Source organism: Paramesorhizobium salinisoli, assembly GCF_003335045.1.
Taxonomy (GTDB): Bacteria; Pseudomonadota; Alphaproteobacteria; order Rhizobiales; family Rhizobiaceae; genus Paramesorhizobium; species Paramesorhizobium salinisoli.
In genome coordinates, this window is sequence record NZ_QOZG01000001.1 from 169,646 (window position 1) to 187,849 (window position 18,204).

General features: G+C 60.7%; 18 protein-coding genes. 14 read left to right on the forward strand and 4 right to left on the reverse strand.

Translation table 11 applies throughout. The annotated features are described in order from the left end of the window. Positions 1–126: 126 nt before the first annotated feature. The 4 genes from DUT91_RS00785 to bmt all read left to right on the forward strand — a co-directional run bounded on the left by DUT91_RS00785 (position 127) and on the right by bmt (position 4,896). Positions 127–1,014, forward strand: a complete 888-nt coding sequence (locus DUT91_RS00785) for an ABC transporter permease (protein ID WP_114438474.1) — start codon at positions 127–129, stop codon at positions 1,012–1,014. Then, entirely contained in the window at positions 1,007–2,101 is a 1,095-nt protein-coding gene (locus tag DUT91_RS00790; RefSeq protein ID WP_114438475.1) for a quaternary amine ABC transporter ATP-binding protein, read from the forward strand. The genes DUT91_RS00785 and DUT91_RS00790 overlap by 8 nt, the downstream gene beginning before the upstream one ends. Positions 2,102–2,301: 200 nt before the next feature. Next, on the forward strand, positions 2,302–3,789 hold the full coding sequence (locus tag DUT91_RS00795) for an ArnT family glycosyltransferase (RefSeq protein WP_114438476.1): 1,488 nt from the start codon (positions 2,302–2,304) through the stop codon (positions 3,787–3,789). 84 nt (positions 3,790–3,873) lie between these two features. Next, complete coding sequence (gene bmt, locus DUT91_RS00800) at positions 3,874–4,896, forward strand: betaine--homocysteine S-methyltransferase (RefSeq protein ID WP_114438477.1); 1,023 nt, start codon at positions 3,874–3,876, stop codon at positions 4,894–4,896. Here the strand turns inward: bmt and DUT91_RS00805 are convergent. Together DUT91_RS00805 and DUT91_RS00810 are read right to left on the reverse strand one after the other, a co-directional pair. Next, entirely contained in the window at positions 4,893–5,594 is a 702-nt protein-coding gene (locus tag DUT91_RS00805) for a 4Fe-4S dicluster domain-containing protein (RefSeq protein WP_114438478.1), read from the reverse strand. The two genes, bmt and DUT91_RS00805, sit on opposite strands and share 4 nt — an antisense overlap. 86 nt (positions 5,595–5,680) lie before the next feature. Continuing rightward, positions 5,681–7,258, reverse strand: a complete 1,578-nt coding sequence (locus DUT91_RS00810) for a trimethylamine methyltransferase family protein (RefSeq protein ID WP_114438479.1) — start codon at positions 7,256–7,258, stop codon at positions 5,681–5,683. 251 nt (positions 7,259–7,509) lie between these two features. Here DUT91_RS00810 and DUT91_RS00815 point away from each other — a divergent pair, with 251 nt between their 5' ends. Next, positions 7,510–8,214: a corrinoid protein gene (locus DUT91_RS00815; protein WP_114438480.1), complete on the forward strand. Its 705-nt coding sequence runs from the start codon at positions 7,510–7,512 to the stop codon at positions 8,212–8,214. 164 nt (positions 8,215–8,378) lie between these two features. Here DUT91_RS00815 and DUT91_RS00820 read toward each other — a convergent pair whose 3' ends face one another. Then, positions 8,379–8,513 (reverse strand): entericidin A/B family lipoprotein, encoded by a 135-nt coding sequence (locus DUT91_RS00820; protein WP_114438481.1) that lies wholly within the window; start codon positions 8,511–8,513, stop codon positions 8,379–8,381. 90 nt (positions 8,514–8,603) lie between these two features. Between DUT91_RS00820 and DUT91_RS00825 the strand changes: the two genes are divergently transcribed. From DUT91_RS00825 to DUT91_RS00860, 8 genes are all read left to right on the forward strand, one after another. Beyond that, complete coding sequence (locus DUT91_RS00825; RefSeq protein ID WP_114438963.1) at positions 8,604–9,245, forward strand: DUF1638 domain-containing protein; 642 nt, start codon at positions 8,604–8,606, stop codon at positions 9,243–9,245. Between the two features lie 162 nt (positions 9,246–9,407). Further along, positions 9,408–10,091: an exopolysaccharide biosynthesis protein gene (locus tag DUT91_RS00830; protein ID WP_114438964.1), complete on the forward strand. Its 684-nt coding sequence runs from the start codon at positions 9,408–9,410 to the stop codon at positions 10,089–10,091. 135 nt (positions 10,092–10,226) lie between these two features. Beyond that, positions 10,227–10,529 carry a virulence factor gene (locus DUT91_RS00835; protein WP_114438482.1) on the forward strand — a complete coding sequence of 101 codons (303 nt, stop codon included), beginning with the start codon at positions 10,227–10,229 and terminating at the stop codon, positions 10,527–10,529. Between the two features lie 22 nt (positions 10,530–10,551). Next, on the forward strand, positions 10,552–11,415 hold the full coding sequence (locus DUT91_RS00840) for a methylenetetrahydrofolate reductase (protein ID WP_114438965.1): 864 nt from the start codon (positions 10,552–10,554) through the stop codon (positions 11,413–11,415). A 13-nt stretch (positions 11,416–11,428) separates the two neighbouring features. After that, entirely contained in the window at positions 11,429–12,391 is a 963-nt protein-coding gene (locus DUT91_RS00845; RefSeq protein ID WP_114438483.1) for a methyltetrahydrofolate cobalamin methyltransferase, read from the forward strand. Between the two features lie 256 nt (positions 12,392–12,647). Further along, on the forward strand, positions 12,648–14,735 hold the full coding sequence (locus DUT91_RS00850) for an ASKHA domain-containing protein (protein WP_114438484.1): 2,088 nt from the start codon (positions 12,648–12,650) through the stop codon (positions 14,733–14,735). Positions 14,736–15,059: 324 nt separating this feature from the next. After that, entirely contained in the window at positions 15,060–15,974 is a 915-nt protein-coding gene (locus DUT91_RS00855) for an ROK family protein (protein ID WP_114438485.1), read from the forward strand. After that, on the forward strand, positions 15,971–16,690 hold the full coding sequence (locus DUT91_RS00860) for a copper homeostasis protein CutC (RefSeq protein WP_114438486.1): 720 nt from the start codon (positions 15,971–15,973) through the stop codon (positions 16,688–16,690). The genes DUT91_RS00855 and DUT91_RS00860 overlap by 4 nt, the downstream gene beginning before the upstream one ends. A 116-nt stretch (positions 16,691–16,806) precedes the next feature. Here DUT91_RS00860 and DUT91_RS00865 read toward each other — a convergent pair whose 3' ends face one another. Continuing rightward, positions 16,807–17,709 carry a LysR family transcriptional regulator gene (locus tag DUT91_RS00865; RefSeq protein ID WP_114438487.1) on the reverse strand — a complete coding sequence of 301 codons (903 nt, stop codon included), beginning with the start codon at positions 17,707–17,709 and terminating at the stop codon, positions 16,807–16,809. A gap of 99 nt (positions 17,710–17,808) precedes the next feature. Here DUT91_RS00865 and DUT91_RS00870 point away from each other — a divergent pair, with 99 nt between their 5' ends. Then, a complete protein-coding gene (locus tag DUT91_RS00870; protein WP_147272134.1) occupies positions 17,809–18,081 on the forward strand; it encodes a hypothetical protein in 273 nt (90 codons plus the stop codon). The last annotated feature ends 123 nt before the right edge of the window (positions 18,082–18,204 follow it).

An 18,204-nucleotide genomic window follows, 5' to 3' on the forward strand; every position in this document is an offset into this window, starting at 1 on the left:
CAATATGGCGTTGTTCAGGACGCCCGATGATGCTTGCGTTTTCGCCGGATACTGCCCGCGTTTTCGAATGACTGCGCCGGAAAAAAGCCGCACAATAGAAGCCCCAAAGAGGAGAAATAGCGCCTAATGGACTGGCTGTACCGCTTTCCGCATATGGACGACAGCACGCTCACCGCGTTGAAGAAATCCATCGATGAAGGTTTCCGCGCGTTCACACGCGCCTATGGCGATGCCATCGAATCCTTTTTCGACCCGCTGCAATATTTTCTCATCCAATCCGAGCGGTTCATGACCACGACCCCGTGGCCGATCATCATCGCGCTCATTGCCGCCATCGCATGGTTTGCGAGCCGCAACTGGAAAATTGTTGCAAGCGCGGTCATCACGCTTCTGCTCATCGGCTTCTTCGACATGTGGACGGATACGATGAAGACCGTCTCGATGATCTTCGTCTGCACCGTTCTCTCCATAGCCATCGGCATCCCCATTGGCATTCTGATGTCGCGATCGGATCGTTTCCAGAGCGTTGTCAATCCGGTCCTGGACGTGATGCAGACGATGCCCAGCTTCGTCTATCTCATCCCCGTGGTCATGCTCCTCGGCATCGGTCGCGTTCCCGGATTGATCGCCGTGGTCATCTACGCGATCCCACCGATCATCCGCCTCACCAATCTCGGCATAAGGCTGGTGGACAAGGATGTGCTGGAAGCTGCCGACGCTTTCGGCTCCTCAAGCTGGCAGAGGCTGAAGAACGTGCAGATGCCGCTCGCCCTGCCAACCATCATGGCCGGCATCAACCAGACCATCATGATGGCGCTCGCCATGGTCGTCATCGCCTCGATGATCGGCGTCCAGGGCCTCGGCCAGCCGGTTCTCAAGGCCATCGCCAATCAATATTTCACGCTCGGCATGTTCAACGGCCTCGCCATCGTCGGCATCGCCATCATCTTCGACCGCGTAAGCCAGGCCTATGGCAAACGGCTGCAGAAACATCTGGAGACGATCCATGGTTGAGATAACGCCAGAAACGGGGGCCGAAACGAGCGCGCGCGGCACCGGGATCACCATCAAGAATCTCTACAAGATATTTGGCAGGAATCCCAAAGCCTATATCGATGCCGTCATGGACGGCATGACAAAGACTGAGCTTAACGCAAAGCATGGCCACGTCCTCGGTCTCAGGGACATCAATATCGACATGCCGGCGGGCTGCATCCAGGTGGTGATGGGGCTGTCCGGCTCGGGCAAATCCACGCTGATCCGCCATATCAACCGGCTGATCGATCCGACAGCCGGAGAAGTGCTGGTCGACGACACCGACGTGGTCAAGATGAACGAGGCCGAGTTGCGCCAGTTCCGCCGCCACAAGACGGCGATGGTGTTCCAGAAGTTCGCTCTCCTGCCGCACCGAACCGTCCTGGAAAACACGGTCTACGGCCTTGAAATCCAGGGCGTGCCGCGGGCAAAACAGCTTGAAGCAGCCAGGCGCTGGATTGTCCGCGTAGGCCTTGACGGCTTCGAGGACAATTATCCCAACCAACTCTCCGGCGGCATGCAGCAGCGCGTCGGCCTCGCGCGGGCGCTGACCAACGACGCACCAATCCTGCTCATGGACGAGGCCTTCTCGGCGCTCGATCCGCTCATCCGCATGGACATGCAATCCGTCCTGCTCGACCTCCAGAAGGAGATCAAGAAGACGGTCGTTTTCATCACCCACGATCTCGACGAGGCGCTCCGCCTCGGCGACCGCATCGCCATCCTGCGCGACGGCGAGATCGTCCAGCAGGGCACGGGACAGGACATCGTGCTGAAGCCCGCCGACGATTACATCTCGAGCTTCGTCAAGGAGGTCAATCGCGGGCGTGTCATCATGGTGGACACGATCATGACGCCAGGGCTGCGCAATGGCGGCACCGGCCTGCCCTCCGTCGCCACAGGCACGATCCTCGAACATGCGGCGCGCATCATGACTGAGGAGCATGTAAGCGAAATCCATGTGCACGACGGAAAAGGAAAACCCGTCGGCCACATCGACATGCGGAGCGTCATCTCCGCCATGGTCACGCCCATCACCCACGACGCAAAGCAGGCGGCGGAGTAAACGAGACTACTCGCCGGCTCCACCGCGTCTCGATTATCTTCCAGTCTTCACTATCTGCACGTCTTTTTTAAACTCACCATTCCGCCGTTGTATTGATGCCATGATTCTGGGAAAAGGCTCCGGCAGGTTTTTTGCCGAAGCAGGGCGCATTATATCTATCCAGTGGATAGGACCATGCATCCACAGGATGAACAGCGTTTATGAACATAGAACGGACCCTATCCACGACTTCCTCCCGACGCGTGCTCGGCATGCATCCGGCTTTGTTGTTCGTCTTCTGCTACTTCGCCTTCCAGGCGATGTTTGTGGCCTTTATCTCCAATGGCGCCGGTCTCGACGATGCGGAGCAATTGGCCAATATAGGTTATCTCGCCTGGGGTTATGGCGGTTCGCAGCCGCCGCTCTATACATGGATCACCAATTTTGCGGCCGCGCTGATCGGCACCAGCCTTTTGACCTTGCAGATCGTCAAGTTCGGCCTGCTCGCCAGCATGTTCGCCAGCGTCTATGGCGGCATTCGGTTGCTGGGCCTGCCGCGCAATGTCGCCGCTGCCGGAATGCTCGGCCTGTTCCTCATTCCGCAGATCGGCTGGGAATCGCAGCGCGCGCTCACCCACTCCGTCGCCGGCACGACAGGCTGCGCCTGGGCCTTTCTGGCCTTCGCCTGGCACATGAGATCACGTTCCGCCCTATCCGCGGCGCTCTTCGGGCTGGCGATGGCGGCCGCCTTCCTCGGCAAGTTCAACGCCAGTTTCTTTCTCCTCACCCTGCTCGTCACATCCCTGACGATCGCGGATTACAGGAAGGTGCTGCTGTCGCGCCTTTCGCTGGTGACAATAGCCGTTTCTGCACTCTGCCTTGCACCGACCGGTTTATGGATGCTGCAGCACAGGGACAGCGTCCTGGCCCGCTCGAGCAAGTTCGAGATCGGCGCCACCGGCAGTTTCCTGCTCGACCGGATGCTTGGCGTGTTTCGGCTTTTCGAGGTCAGTTTCCTCTTCTCTATCCTCGCCGTCGCCGTCGCCGGCATCATATTCATTCTCCATCGCAACCGAAGAAACCCTGCCCCTGTCGCCGTGACGACGGGCGAGCGGTTCCTGCTCCGCCTCATTCTTATCGGCTTTGCTGTTGTCTTTGTCGGCGTCTGCCTGACCGGCGCGACCAATGTGAAGGACCGCTGGCTGCAGCCCGTGCTGTTCCTGCTTCCGGCCAGCCTCGCCTATCTCCTCCACCGTTACCGGCTGACCGACCGCAGCCTGTTCGATTTCGGCATCGTCAGCATCGTCGTGGCGCTCCTGGTCCCGCCGGTCCTGGCCATCAACCTGATCTATGGCAGCCGAAACGACCCGCCCATCGGTCAGCTCGACTACGCGCAATTGTTCAGGCAAGTGCATGAACAGGGCAATTTCTCCACCGTTCTGGCAGATTTCCCGCAGATACCCGGCAATTTCCGGCTCTATGATCCCTCGATCAGGGTCGTTCATCCGGAAACACCCGATGCGGCGTCACGGATCGTCAAACCTTTGCTCGTCCTCTGGTTCGGTGGCGATAAGCCGCCACAAAAGGTCATGGCTATTCTCCAAGCCGCGCATATCCAATTGCCAGCCGATAAAATCGCCTCTTCGGAACTGGCTTACCGCACCTATCCGGATACCAAGCTTCCCGTGCATTACGTGATCGTCGATTGAGCAGGCCATATGCGGCATACGCATTGACCTGATATAAAGACTTCCTTATATCTTTATCCAATCTCTGAAACTGGAAACACCGCCATGAATGCCGCGCCCGCATCGAACCCGCTATCCGATCTCATCGTTGAAAAAGGCGTGCTGCTCGCCGACGGCGCGACAGGCACCAACCTCTTTGCGGCCGGGCTCGAGGCGGGCGAAGCGCCGGAGCTCTGGAACGAGAGCAATCCCGACAAGATCAAGGCGCTGCACCAGGGCTTCGTCGATGCAGGCGCCGATATCATTCTCACCAATTCCTTTGGCGGCACCAGGCATCGCCTGAAGCTGCATCATGCCCAGGACCGGGTTTTCGAGCTTAACAAGAAAGCGGCCGAGCTTGCCCGCGCTGTCGCCGACAAGGCGGGCCGCAAGGTGATCGTTGCCGGTTCGGTCGGACCGACGGGCGAACTGCTCGTACCGCTCGGCGCACTTACTTATGAGGAGGCGGTTGCAGCCTTCAAGGAACAGATCGAGGGATTGAAGGCCGGCGGCGTCGATGTCGCCTGGATCGAAACCATGTCGGCGGCAGACGAAATCCGCGCCGCGGCGGAAGCCGCGACGTCGCTCGGCCTCGCCTATGTCTATACCGGGTCGTTCGATACGGCCGGCAAGACGATGATGGGGCTCCATCCCAGGGATATTCATCATGTCGTGGACGGGCTTGCAGCAAAGCCGGTGGCGGTGGGCGCCAATTGCGGCGTCGGCGCTTCCGATATTCTGTCGTCGCTTCTCGACATGACCGACGCCGACCCGGCAGCCACCGTCGTGGTGAAGGGCAATTGCGGCATACCCGAATTTCGCGGCTCGGAAATCCACTATTCCGGAACGCCGGATCTGATGGCGAATTATGCACATCTGGCCGCCAATGCTGGCGCCAGGATCATCGGCGGCTGCTGCGGCACCTCGTTCGTTCATCTGGCGGCCATGCGCAAAGCGCTCGACAGTCACATCCAGGGGCCACGCCCCACGGTCGAAACCATCATCGAGACCATCGGCCCGATGCGCAACAAGATCGCCGGCGACGGCACCGCTGCCCCACGCCGCGAACGACGCGGTCGCCGAGGCTAAAAACCTCTATTGGAGCTTATGAAAGCCGCCATATGAAAGCGCTGCTGCGCGGCTTCATAGGCATATTCCCGCCCGACCGGGCACGCGAGCCGGGCGCGACAGCCACCATCACGGCAGGCCTCCCCGGCATCCGCCCGCAGATAATTCCGGCAGATGTCGACGGCAAAGCCAGTACCGTCGAACGCATCGACCGGGCAGGCCGAGAGACAAGGTCTGGCGGCGCATCGCTCGCACGGATGGCCTAAATCATCACGCGCGGGAAAGCCGATCTCCTCATCGAACAGCAACGCGCCGCGATAGGCGTGCCAGAGCCCATAGACCGGATGGATCAGCAGGCCGAGCGGCGATGGCTGCAAACCTTCTGCCCGCATCGCCCATTGCTGGAACGGCAGCCACGGTTTGTCGGATGGGAAAACCGCCCTTGCGCCCAGCCTCGCCGCAGCCTCGTCCAGCACCTCTTTCGACCAGCGATCGAGTGGATTGGCCTCGCCCCCGCCCTTAACAGCATACCAGCGTGAAAAATGCGGCCAGATGGACGATCCCGCATGACCGGCGAGAACCACGCTACGCGCATGATCCCGATCCAGCGCAGGCGGCGCATCGTTGCCATCGCCGAAAACAAAGCCGCCGCGCGAGATAAGCCCGAAGGGCTCCAGCGCGGCGGCAATGTCGCCCAGCGAAGGCGAATGCCTGGTCATTTTTCGGCACGGCCGCTTATGGCCGACCCCCAGACCTCGCGGTGAATCAGATCGGCCACTTTAGCCCGGCCGTCTACGGGCTTCTTTCATGTGAAGGCGTCAGGCATCGAGGCTTTCTTCTCCGCGATGAACGCCTGCAGCGCCTCGTCGATCGCCGGATCGAGATATGGCGCCTCATAGGTTTCCAGCCAGCGGCGCGCTATATCGTTGGCGCGCTGATCGGCCCGCTTCTCGCCCTCCGCAAGCCATTGCTCGTAGGAATTATTGTCCGCAATGGAGGAGCGATAGAAAGCGCTCTGGAAATTGGCCTGTGTGTGCGCGCAGCCGAGATAATGGCTGCCGGGGCCGACTTCGCGGATCGCATCCATCGCCTGGCCATTCTCCGAGAGGTCGACGCCTTGGGCAAACTTCTGCTGCATCCCGAGCTGGTCGATATCCATCATGAATTTATCATAGGATGAAACCAGCCCGCCTTCGAGCCAGCCTGCCGCGTGCAGCACGAAATTGGTGCCGGCAAGCATCGTCGAATTGAGCGTGTTGGCGCTTTCATAGGCCGCCTGCGCATCGGGAAGCTTCGAAGCGCAGAGCGAGCCGCCGGTGCGGAAAGGCAGCCCGAGACGCCGCGCGAGCTGCGCCGCGCCGTAGGAAACGAGCGTGGGCTCCGGCGTGCCGAAGGTCGGCGCACCCGACTGCATGGAGATCGACGAGGCGAACGTGCCGAAAATGACAGGCGCGCCGGGGCGAATCAGCTGCGTGAACGATGCACCGGCCAGGACTTCCGCCAGGATCTGCGTCAGCGTGCCGGCTACCGTCACCGGGCTCATGGCGCCGGCAAGGATGAACGGCGTGACGATGCAGGCCTGGTTGTGGCGCGCATAGACCTTCAGCGCGCCGAGCATGGTCTCGTCGAAGACCATCGGCGAATTGGCATTGATCAGGCTGGTCAGGACCGTGTTGTTCTCGACGAATTCGTCGCCGAACAGGATCTTGCACATCGCAATCGTGTCTTCGGCCCGCTCAGGCGCCGTCACCGAGCCCATGAACGGCTTGTCCGAATAGCGGATATGCGCATAGATCATGTCGAGATGGCGCTTGTTGACGGGCACGTCGACCGGCTCGCACACCGTGCCGCCGGAATGGTGGATGGACGGCGCCATATAGGCGAGCTTCACGAAATTATGGAAATCCTCGATCGTCGCATAACGGCGATTTCCGTCGAGGTCGCGCACGAAGGGCGGGCCGTAGACGGGAGCGAACACTGTCGCATTACCGCCGATCTGCACGGAACGCTCCGGGTTGCGCGCATGCTGGATATAGGTTGATGGAGCGGTCTTCAGAAGCGACCTGCAAAGCCCTTTCGGAAAGTGCACGCGCTCGCCCTTGACGTCCGCGCCCGCTTCGCGCCATAGCGCCAGCGCCTCCGCATCGTCGCGGAATTCGATGCCGATCTCCTCCAGAACGATATCGGCATTTGCCTCGATCAGCGCCAGCCCTTCCTCGTTCAGCACCTCGTACACGGGCACGTTGCGGGTGATGTAGGTGAGCGACTTGCCCGGACCACCGCCCGAGCGCGCAGCGCGTCTTGCAGCAGCTCCGCCGCTTGCGCCGCGCCCGCGGCGTCCGCTGCTCTCTTCTCCGGTTTCGACAGATGCTTCCTGGTCCATCTTTTTTCTCCTGCGCCTGGATACGCAGTCTCCCTTTCGCACATATGGATATCCGAACCAACAGCCTAATCGCGATGGAGGAAAGAACGTTCCCGTGTGCGCCAAACCGTGGCGCGTTAAAGACAGGCTCCGGTCGCTTTCATGTTTCGCGAGGTCGCTTTTGAGCAATGGATTTTTACGGCTTGTCAGATATGTAGTAGAAATGCGATGGCCCGTTTTTCAAGAACGGAGCTCAAGGTGAGGGTGCGCTAATGGCCGACGACGAAATCATTCTTTCCGAACTTTCCGACGACGAACTCGTGCAGCAGATGCATGACGATCTCTATGACGGCCTTAAGGAAGAGATCGAGGAAGGCACCAATATCCTGCTCGAACGCGGCTGGGTGCCCTATAGGGTTCTCACCGAAGCGCTCGTAGAAGGCATGCGCATCGTCGGAGAGGATTTCCGCGACGGCATCCTCTTCGTGCCGGAAGTCCTGCTCTCGGCCAATGCGATGAAGGCGGGCATGTTCATCCTGCGTCCCCTGCTCGCTGCCACCGGCGCGCCGAAACAGGGCAAGTTGGTGATCGGCACCGTCAAGGGCGACATTCACGACATCGGCAAGAATCTCGTCGGCATGATGATGGAGGGCGCCGGCTTCGACGTCATCGACCTCGGCATCAACAATCCGGTCGAAAATTACCTGGCCGCCATCGAAGAGCACCAGCCGGACATCGTCGGCATGTCAGCCCTGCTGACGACCACCATGCCCTATATGAAGGTCGTCATCGATACGATGAAGGAAAAGGGCATCCGCGACGATTATGTCATCCTCGTCGGCGGCGCGCCGCTCAACGAGGAATTCGGCAAGGCTGTCGGCGCCGACGCCTATTGCCGTGACGCGGCCGTCGCAGTCGAGACAGCCAAGGCCTTCATGAAGCGCAAGCACAACCAGCGCACAGGAACGGCCGGGTAGAACAAAGATCGAATCATAAGGGCGATCCTCTTTGCAGTGGATCGCCCCTTGAGATAATCCGCTCCTGGAATTGAGCGGTTCGAATATGATGCTACGCCAAACAAAAACGACTTAAGCGGCCCGGAATATAAAGGCGCCTGGCGTACGGCTGAACACCCTAGATGCTATTCCACGGTATCCTGGATCGCATGGGCGGTACTTTTGACATCCTTGCCGACGCCGCGCACCGTATTGGCGCAGGCAGTGAGCGAAATCGCGCAGAGAATGGCAACCAATGGCGCAACGCGTGACGATTTCATGGACGGTGTCTCCCGATCTGATAGAATGACGACAATCTGCGGAATCACCTCCGCTTCAGGAGGGTAGCGTGATGAACGCGCTTGGCCAAGATGAAGTTTGAGCCGCCGGAAGCACCATCGCCGAAGAGATTGCGGATAATCGCCTGCGGCATGATCGCGCGCGAAATCCTGGCGATCCGCGAGCAGTTCGCCCTCGACCATATCGAACTGAAATGCCTTCCCGCCATTTATCATCATTATCCCGACAGAATCGCCCCCGCCGTGGAGCGCGCGATCAGGCGGGCCAGACGCGAGGGCATCGAGCGCATTTTCGTGGGATATGCCGATTGCGGCACCGGCGGCGCGCTCGACAAAATTTGCGAGAAATATGGCGTGGACCGCATTGCCGGGCCACACTGTTTCTCTTTCTATGTCGGCAACGAGGCTTTCGCGGAACGCTGGGATGACGACATGACATCCTTCTTCATGACCGATTTCCTCGCCCGTCAATTCGAGGCGTTCTTGGTCAAGCCGCTCGGCCTCGACCGTCACCCTGAGTTGCGCGACATGTATTTCGGCAATTATACAAAGATGATCTATCTGGCACAGACGGATGATCCGGAACTCTCCCGCAAAGCAGAGGAAGCGGCCGCATTCCTCGGACTTGCCTATGAGAGGAGGTTTACCGGATTTGGCGACCTTACCAGTGCAATCAGGAAAGAAAGCAGCAGAAATACGCTCAATCACACCTGAAGCTGATCATATAAACTTAAATATACTTGAATTTATTATGGATACATCCACGCATTAAACGAATTCCACATCGAAATCCCCTGCACTCCGCCCCGTTCTTAATTTTCATCACCGGAGTTTCGTGTCATTGAATTATCATCATAAGCGGGCGATATGCAGGGCATGAACCAAAAGCCGCATCCGACACCCTCCCGGGAAATCTCTACCCCGGCGACTGAAACTGCAGGTCCCGATCAGCCATCCGGCTTTTCCGACAGCCGGCCGCTGTCACAGGTTTTCGAGGATCTGGCGGAGAATGCAAAAGGCCCGATCAGCTTCGGCCAGATCGAGCAGGCGCTTTCCGACCGCAGCTTTGCTGCAGTCCTCACCTTCTTTGCCCTGGTCAACCTCCTGCCGCTTCCGCCCGGGACTGGCATTCTCACCGGCATTCCGCTGGTGCTTATCTCTGCCCAGATGGTGCTGGGCTTCGAAACGCCATGGCTGCCGCGCTTCCTGCGTGAACGCTCGTTGACGCCGGAGCGCTTTCGCCAGCTTTCGCAGCGGGGCGTTCCCTGGCTCAAGCGCATCGAACGCTTCATCCAGCCCCGCATGTGGCCATTCGCCCGGCGTCACGGCGACCGTTGGCTGGGGCTTCTGACGCTGATCCTCGGGCTCGCCGTGGTTTTTCCGATACCGCTCTCCAACTGGCTGCCTGCCCTCGCCACCGCCATTATCGGCGCCGCCCTCACCGAGCGAGATGGCATCCTGATGGTGATCGGCATCCTGATCGGGCTGATATCCCTTGGCATCATCGCCGCAGTACTGTTCACCGCTGGAACGCTCATCACCAAGCTGCCCTTTCTCTGATCCAATTTGACCACCTCGGCTCATGACGCAAATACGACAGCCGCTCACGTCGCTTTTGAATGGCCGCACGTCGCCGCGCAGCAAGCCCCGCCCCGCGATTCCAGCGATGCTGAGCATATGGAAGGATGAAAGTGCATGGCTGATCTCGTTGTCGTCTATTGGCGGGATATACCCGCCCAGGTGATCGTCAAGCAGGGGCGCAAGGCCGCCAAGCGCGAATTGCCTCTGCGGTTCACCGAGGCGATCGACATGTGCGCCATGCGCGTCGGCGCGCAGGATACCGACGCCTATCTCGCCGAATGGCGTCGCGGATCGCCTACGCCTGTCGGCGATGATCTCGAAGCCGAAGCCAGCGCCGCACTGGAGCGTCTCGACCGTGAATTCACTCAAACCCGCCTCGTGGCGCTGGTAAAGGCAGGTGGACATGACCATCCATGAATTTAAAACCCGTGAGGCAAGCATGAGCCGCATCGCCGCATCCATCGAGGTCGCGCCAAAGCAGGCGATCGAATCGCAGGAACTGCCGGGCCTGTTTCCCGCCGGCAGCCGCGTCTACATCACCGATATCGGCACCGATTCGGTCGATACACTGACCGCCGCCGCCAAACGCGTGCACGATCTGGGCTACAAGCCCGTGCCGCATTTTGCCTGCCGCCGCCTCACCACGAAGGAGGCGCTCGAAACCCGCATCCGCCGTGCGGCTGAAGAGGCTGGCGTCACCGACGTTCTCGTCATCGGCGGTGGCCTTGAGCGCCCTGCCGGTGAATTCAATTCCACCATGCAGGTCCTCGAAACCGGTTTCTTCGACCGCTACGGCATCACTGAAATCGGCGTCGCCGGCCATCCCGAGGGCAGCCCGGACTTTTCCGAATCCGTCGCCATCGAGGCGCTGCGCCTGAAAAGGAATTTCGGCGAACGCACCGGCGCAAGGCTGCGCATCGTCACGCAGTTTGGCTTCGATGCTGACCATTTCATTGCCTGGGCGGAAGGCTTGCGCGAAGCCGGCATCGATCTGCCAGTCCATCTTGGCGTGGCCGGACCCGCCAAGATCACCACGCTCATCAAATATGCCGCCATGTGCGGCGTCGGCAATTCGATCAGCTTCCTGAAGAAGAATGCCTTCGCCCTGACCGCGCTCGCCACCACCCATTCGCCGGAAGGCGTCGTCGGGCCGATCGAGCGCCATATGCTCGAAAATCCCGCGAGCAACATCAAGCAGGTTCACGTCTTCCCCTTCGGTGGCATCAAGAAAGCCTCCGAATGGCTGGTCGAGCGTGGAACCTGGAATTTAGACCCCGCCGCCCCTGTCGCCGCCGCGCAATAAGGAACAGATTCGCATGACCCGCACCATCGTCGCCTCCGCGACAAGAGAAATCGTCATCGGTTTCGACCAGCCCTTCTGCGTCATCGGCGAGCGCATCAACCCGACGGGTCGCAAGAAGCTCGCCGCCGAAATGGTGGTGGGCAATTTCGAGACGGTCATCAAGGACGCGCTGGAGCAGGCGGCGGCTGGCGCGACCATGCTCGACATCAATGCCGGCGTCACCGCCGTCGATCCGAACGCGACGGAACCCGCGCTGATGGTGCAGACGCTGGAGATCGTGCAGGGGCTGGTGGACCTCCCGCTCTCCATCGACTCTTCCGTCAGCGCCGCCATCGAGGCCGGGCTGAAGGTCGCCAAGGGGCGCCCGCTCGTCAATTCCGTGACGGGCGAACTGGAGAAGCTCGAGGCGATCCTGCCGCTGATCAAGAAATACAACGTGCCCGTCGTGGCGATTTCCAACGACGAAACCGGTATTTCCGAAGACCCTGACGTGCGTTTCGAAGTGGCGCGGAAGATCGTGCGCCACGCCGCCGATTACGGCATTCCGGCCCATGACATCGTCGTCGATCCCCTGGTCATGCCGATCGGCGCGATGGGAAGCGCCGGCCTCCAGGTCTTCCGGCTGGTGCGCCGCCTGCGCGAGGAGCTGGGCGTCAACACCACCTGCGGCCTTTCCAACATCTCATTCGGCCTGCCGCACCGCCACGGCATCAACGCTGCCTTCATCCCCATGGTGATCGCCAGCGGCATGACCTCCGCCATCATGAACCCCTGCCGCCCGCAGGAGATGGAAATGGTCCACGCTGCCAATGTGCTGAACGGCACTGACCCCAATTGCGGCCGATGGATCAACAAATACCGCGACCACCAGCCGACGGCCGCTGCCAGTGCGAATACGGGCCAGCCTGCGCCAGCGGGTGACGGAAACGGCCGTCGTCGTGGCGGACGCGAGGCAAGGCGCGGCGTCATGGCTTAAGGCTATGCGGCCCGGCTTGAATGTCAGGGCCGCATGGATGATATATCGGGGGTGACAATACCCCCTCTGGCCTGCCGGCCATCTCCCCCCACAAGGGTGGAGATAAGCCTTCGTTCTGCAACCTTGCCGATTGGCTGCCAACGACAATAACAACCCATCTCCCTTCTTGTGGGGGAGATGGGCGGCAGGCCAGCGGGGGGTGAAGAACACAGGCCGCCCTGCTCGCGGTTAGAGCACAAGAAGGTTGATTGCAGCCATGAATGCCCCAGCGAAAAATCCCGCCGCACAGGCCAGCCACCCCCTCGTTCTTTTCATGCCCTCCGGCAAGCGTGGGCATTTCCCGGTTGGCACGCCGATCCTCGAAGCCGCGCGCACCCTCGGCGTCTATGTCGAAAGCGTATGCGGCGGACGCGCCACCTGTGGGCGCTGCCAGGTCGAGGTGCAGGAGGGCCGGTTCGCCAAGCACGGCATCACCTCCTCGAACGACCATATCTCCGAAGTCGGCCCGAAAGAACTTCGCTATGCCGAAAAGCGCGAGCTGAAGCCGGGCCGCCGCCTCTCCTGCTCCGCCACCATCGAGGGCGATCTTGTCATCGACGTGCCGCAGGACGTCCAGGTCAATGCGCAAACCATACGCAAGGATGTCGACACCCGCATCATCGCGCGCAATCCAGCCATCCACATGTGCTATGTCGAGGTCGAGGAGCCCGACATGCACAAGCCGCTCGGCGATCTCGACCGGCTGAAGGCGGCGATCGAAAAGGATTGGGGATACAGGAACCTGCAGGTCGACGCTCATCTCCTGCCCCATATCCAGCATATCCTCCGCAAGGAAAAATGGGGTGTCACCGCCGCCGTCCACCAGGATGAGGAAACGGACCGCCCGACCCTGATCGCGCTCTGGCCTGGCCTCAAGAACGAGGCTTACGGCATCGCCTGCGATATCGGTTCGACCACCATCGCCATGCATCTTTCCTCGCTGCTTTCGGGCCGCACGCTCGCCTCTGCTGGCGCGTCCAACCCGCAAATCCGCTTCGGCGAAGATCTGATGAGCCGCGTTTCCTATGTCATGATGAACCCTGACGGACGCGAGGCGATGACGCTTGCCGTGCGCGAGGCGATCAACGGGCTGATCGACAAGGTCTGTGCCGAAGGCGGCATCGCGCGGGAAGACATTCTCGACGCCGTCTTCGTCGGCAATCCCATCATGCACCATCTGTTCCTGGGCATCGATCCGACGGAACTCGGCGGCGCACCCTTCGCGCTGGCTGTTTCAGGCGCTGTGCATCTGAAATCGTCGGATATCGGGCTGCCGATGAACGCCGGCACCCGCGTCTACATGCTGCCCTGCATCGCCGGCCATGTCGGCGCGGACGCCGCCGCCGCGACGCTTTCCGAAGGCCCGCACCGGCAGGACGAGATGATGCTCCTCGTCGATGTCGGCACCAATGCCGAGATCGTGCTCGGCAATCGCGAGCGCACCGTCGCAGCCTCCTCGCCAACCGGCCCTGCCTTCGAAGGCGCGGAGATTTCGGGCGGACAGCGCGCCGCACCGGGCGCCATCGAGCGCGTGCGCATCGATCCTGGGACACTGGAGCCGAAATTCCGCATCATCGGCGTCGAACAATGGTCTGATGAGCCGGGCTTTGCGGAAGCAGCCAGCAGCACCGGCATCACCGGCATTTGCGGCTCAGCCATCATCGAAGTGGTCGCGGAAATGTACCTGACGGGCATCATCTCCGAGGATGGCGTTGTCGATGGCGCGCTGGCCGTCCGCTCGCCACGCATCACCGCCAATGGCCGCACCTTCTCCTATCTCCTGCATGAGGGCAGCCCGCGCATCGCTATCACCCAGAACGACGTGCGCGCCATCCAGCTGGCCAAGGCCGCGCTCTATGCCGGGGTGAAGCTGTTGATGGACAAGCTCAGCATCGATCATGTCGATCAGATTCGCTTCGCCGGCGCCTTCGGCTCCTTCATCGATCCGAAATATGCCATGGTGCTCGGGCTGATCCCCGATTGCGAGCTGGAAAACGTCAAGGCGGTCGGCAATGCGGCCGGAACCGGGGCCCGCATGGCGCTGCTCAACCGCGATTATCGCCGCGAGATCGAGGAAACGGTCAATCGCATCGAGAAGATCGAAACCGCGCTGGAGCCAAAGTTCCAGGAGCATTTCGTCTACGCCATGGCGATACCCAACAAGGTCGATCCATTTCCCAAACTGTCGGCGGCTGTGAAGCTCCCCGAACGGAACTCCGATGGCGACGGCTCCGAGGGGCCGGGAGACGGAGCCCCCCGCCGCCGCTCCCGCGAGGAACGCGCCGCGAGGAGGAACCGTGAGTAGGGCGTTTTGCTTTTCGCCGTAGCGGAGCGGTATCGCCGGGGAATGGATCCCTGTGACAAGCACAGGGATGACGGTGGAGAGATCACCGCCATAACGAGGACCGCCCAGCATACAGCGCGTTACATTAGACTTGAACGTCACCCTCTCCCGTCAAACCTGAACGTCAACCTCTTCCGTCATTCCTGTGCTTGTCACAGGAATCCATGCCTCGCCCTTTCCGCTGCTTCAGCGGGGCAGAATGGCAAGCCGGGAGACGCATCATTTACTCATTTATCAAATTCTCCTCCCATCGACACTGCCCCTGCTTTCTGCGAATAAGTCCGAATGATTACATGCTTCGATATCGGCGGCACCGCCATCAAGAGCGCCAGCGCTTCATCGCCCACGGACATCCAGTCCCTGGGGAAGGTACCGACGCCGCTCCATGATTTCGAGGCCTTCGCCGCCGCGATCGGTCGCATCGCCACGCAAGCGACCGGCAACGATCATAGCCTCATCGCGATCTCGCTTGCCGGCGTTATCGATGCCGACAGCGGGCGCATCACCTGCGCCAACATTCCCTGCATCGACGGGCGCCCGCTGGTCGCCGACCTCAGCGAATTCCTGAAACGGCCCGTGCTGATTGCCAACGATGCCGATTGCTTCGCGCTTGCCGAAGCCGTGACGGGCGCAGGACGCGGCCATCGTATCGTTTTCGGCGCGATCTTCGGCAGCGGCGTTGGCGGCGGCATCGTTATCGACGGAAAGATCCTGGTGGGCGCCGGCGGCTTTGCCGGGGAATGGGGCCATGGGCCCATTTCGGCGACATCGGCGGGAAGTCCGCCGGTCCCCATACCGCGCTTCCCCTGCGGCTGCGGCCAGACGGGGTGCATCGATGCCATATGCAGCGCCCGCGGGCTCGAAAAGCTGCATCGCTATCTCCACGGCGTCGATAGATCCAGCACCGAGATCATCGACGCATGGACGATCGGCGATGCGAATGCCGCCCGCACGGTTGATTGCCACGTCGACATCCTGTCGGATGCACTGGCGCTCGTCGTCAATGTGGTAGGCGCGGCCGTCGTGCCGGTAGGCGGCGGCCTCTCCAATTCCCTCCCACTAATAGAGCGCATCGACCTAGCCGTTCGAAGCCGCATCCTGCGCAAGACCGACCAGCCACTGGTGGTGCGTGGAGAATGCCGCATCGAACCGGGGCTGATAGGCGCCGGTTTGCTGGGACTAGCGGAAGTGCAGCCATGAGCGCCATCCAACTGGAAGTCTGCGTCGATGACACGGAAGGTCTGGCGACGGCGATCGAAGGCGGTGCCGACCGCATCGAGCTCTGCTCGGCGCTGCAACTGGGCGGCCTCACTCCCTCGCCCGGCCTCATCGCCCTCGCCGCGCAGGCAAATATCCCGGTCTATGCGATGATCCGCCCGCGTAGTGGGGATTTCATCTATGGGGAGCGGGAAATCGACCAGATGCTGCGCGATATCGATACGGTCCGCGCTTCCGGTCTTGCAGGCGTGGTGTTTGGCGTCAATAAGCCGGACAGCAGCCTCGATCACCGCGCGCTCGACCGCCTGACGGCGCACGCCAACGGCCTCGGCACCACACTCCACCGCGCTTTCGATCTGGTGCCCGATATCGGCGAAGCGGTGCACATCGCCACCGACACCGGTTTCGAGCGCATTCTTACCTCAGGCCGCGCCCCAATCGCGCTTGAAGGACTCGACGATCTGGAGAAAGCCTTCGCGGCGGCGGGAGACAAGATCGCCATCATGCCGGGATCAGGACTGACGGCGGACAATGTGGATATTTTATTGTCCCGGTTACCTGTGACCGAAATCCACGCTTCGTGCAGCGCGGCGTTTCCGCCATCCAGTAGAAACCTGGTCCGCCTGGGCTTTGATGACGGCCTGCGGCGCAAGACCGACAAACACCGTGTGGCTACGCTCAAGCGAAAGCTCCGGTAAAACAGATAGTTGGCGCATTTATCGGATTCGATATGGAAGCGTTCTGCACTTCCTCTGCCGCCCTTCGACAAGCTCACGAGGGCAGAGGGAGGCATTTAAACGCCACTTTCAGATACTCAAAACTTCCCCGTCCGCTGATACTTCTCGAAAATCCCCCTCAGATGCTCCGCCACCACCTGGACATGCTGGCCGGCATCCTTGGCGACGATCATGCCAAGCTCATAGGTGCCGAGCGGTGGCAGGCCGTGTTCCGGCCCGAGTGCGATGATCCCCTCGCCTAGCAAAGTCTTGCCAAATGGAGCGATGGCCAGATCGGCGAGAATTGCCGAGCGCTGCCCCGTGGTATGTGAACTCATATAGGCGACGCGATAGTCCCGCCCCGCCGCTTCGAGTGCCTCCAGCGCATTGCCGCGCCAGGCGCAACCCTCCTCCCACATCGAGAGCGGCAGCGGGTCGCGTTCATGCGCGGTGCCGCATTTGGCGCCGGCCCAAACCAGTTCCTCGGTCATCAGCACCTCGACATCGCTGGTCTTCGGCACCGTGTTCGACACATTGACCATGGTGATGTCGAGGCGGTGCTCGTCCATGCGCCTGCGCAGATTGATGCTCTGGTCGATGACGACATCGACAGTCACGCTCGGATGCGTTTCGGCGAAGCGCTTGAGCACGAAAGGCAGCACCCATTCCCCGATATCGTCCGGCGATCCCAGACGGACGACGCCCGACACGGTCGGCACCACGAACTTCGCCACAGCCTCGCGGTTGAGTGCGAGCATGCGCCTTGCATAACCCAGCAGCACCTCGCCATCGCTGGTCAGCGCCACCGAGCGCGCATCGCGCTCCAGAAGCGTGACGCCCAGCGTCTCCTCCAGCTTCTTGATCTGCATCGATACTGCCGACGGCGTGCGGAACACCGCATTCGCCGCAGCCGAGAAACTTCCGGTCTCCGCTATCATGACAAATGTCCTCAACACATCAAGATCGAGGATCGGTAGCGGGTGGTGCATGGGAGCTGTCATGATCTGCCTCTTAGATCAATTATTCTGAATGTAACTGTTCTTCAATTTCGTTTGATTGAACATCAAGCGTCCTGCATAGTCAACCCAGAAGTAACGGAAATGGACGAGGAAAAGACCATGACCACCTGCGACAGAGACTATCTGGACAATTATAGCACATCTCGGGCGACCTATGCTGATCGGTTGGTGCGCTTTTTCGAAAGCACCACACTCGGAGTTGCGAGGACATACAGAGAGAAAGTTGCGTTGATCGCCGCCCGGAAGCGGCAGCGCGACACCGTCCGCGCCCTGGCCTATCTGCCAGAGAACATTCTTCAGGATATCGGCTGGCCGGACCTCTATGAGCGTCAGCAAAGGAAGACCGGGAAATGATGTCTCGGGATAATGCCAACGGGCGGCACCGCTTGTTCCTGCCGCCCGTTATTCTTTCCGGCCTGTTCCCAGCCCTATAAAATATCGCCCGTTTGCGACAGCTATTTCGTCGCACTTCCCATA

Coding starts and splice junctions, on each gene's coding strand:
- DUT91_RS00820 (WP_114438481.1), bottom strand. CDS start 8,513: ATGAAATCGTCACGCGTTGCGCCATTGGTTGCCATTCTCTGCGCGATT.
- DUT91_RS00805 (WP_114438478.1), bottom strand. CDS start 5,594: ATGACCAGGCATTCGCCTTCGCTGGGCGACATTGCCGCCGCGCTGGAG.
- DUT91_RS00870 (WP_147272134.1), top strand. CDS start 17,809: ATGGACGAGGAAAAGACCATGACCACCTGCGACAGAGACTATCTGGAC.
- DUT91_RS00850 (WP_114438484.1), top strand. CDS start 12,648: ATGAATGCCCCAGCGAAAAATCCCGCCGCACAGGCCAGCCACCCCCTC.
- DUT91_RS00785 (WP_114438474.1), top strand. CDS start 127: ATGGACTGGCTGTACCGCTTTCCGCATATGGACGACAGCACGCTCACC.
- DUT91_RS00840 (WP_114438965.1), top strand. CDS start 10,552: ATGAGCCGCATCGCCGCATCCATCGAGGTCGCGCCAAAGCAGGCGATC.
- bmt (WP_114438477.1), top strand. CDS start 3,874: ATGAATGCCGCGCCCGCATCGAACCCGCTATCCGATCTCATCGTTGAA.
- DUT91_RS00810 (WP_114438479.1), bottom strand. CDS start 7,258: ATGGACCAGGAAGCATCTGTCGAAACCGGAGAAGAGAGCAGCGGACGC.
- DUT91_RS00815 (WP_114438480.1), top strand. CDS start 7,510: ATGGCCGACGACGAAATCATTCTTTCCGAACTTTCCGACGACGAACTC.
- DUT91_RS00860 (WP_114438486.1), top strand. CDS start 15,971: ATGAGCGCCATCCAACTGGAAGTCTGCGTCGATGACACGGAAGGTCTG.
- DUT91_RS00790 (WP_114438475.1), top strand. CDS start 1,007: ATGGTTGAGATAACGCCAGAAACGGGGGCCGAAACGAGCGCGCGCGGC.
- DUT91_RS00835 (WP_114438482.1), top strand. CDS start 10,227: ATGGCTGATCTCGTTGTCGTCTATTGGCGGGATATACCCGCCCAGGTG.
- DUT91_RS00830 (WP_114438964.1), top strand. CDS start 9,408: ATGAACCAAAAGCCGCATCCGACACCCTCCCGGGAAATCTCTACCCCG.
- DUT91_RS00825 (WP_114438963.1), top strand. CDS start 8,604: ATGAAGTTTGAGCCGCCGGAAGCACCATCGCCGAAGAGATTGCGGATA.
- DUT91_RS00855 (WP_114438485.1), top strand. CDS start 15,060: ATGATTACATGCTTCGATATCGGCGGCACCGCCATCAAGAGCGCCAGC.
- DUT91_RS00845 (WP_114438483.1), top strand. CDS start 11,429: ATGACCCGCACCATCGTCGCCTCCGCGACAAGAGAAATCGTCATCGGT.
- DUT91_RS00795 (WP_114438476.1), top strand. CDS start 2,302: ATGAACATAGAACGGACCCTATCCACGACTTCCTCCCGACGCGTGCTC.
- DUT91_RS00865 (WP_114438487.1), bottom strand. CDS start 17,709: ATGACAGCTCCCATGCACCACCCGCTACCGATCCTCGATCTTGATGTG.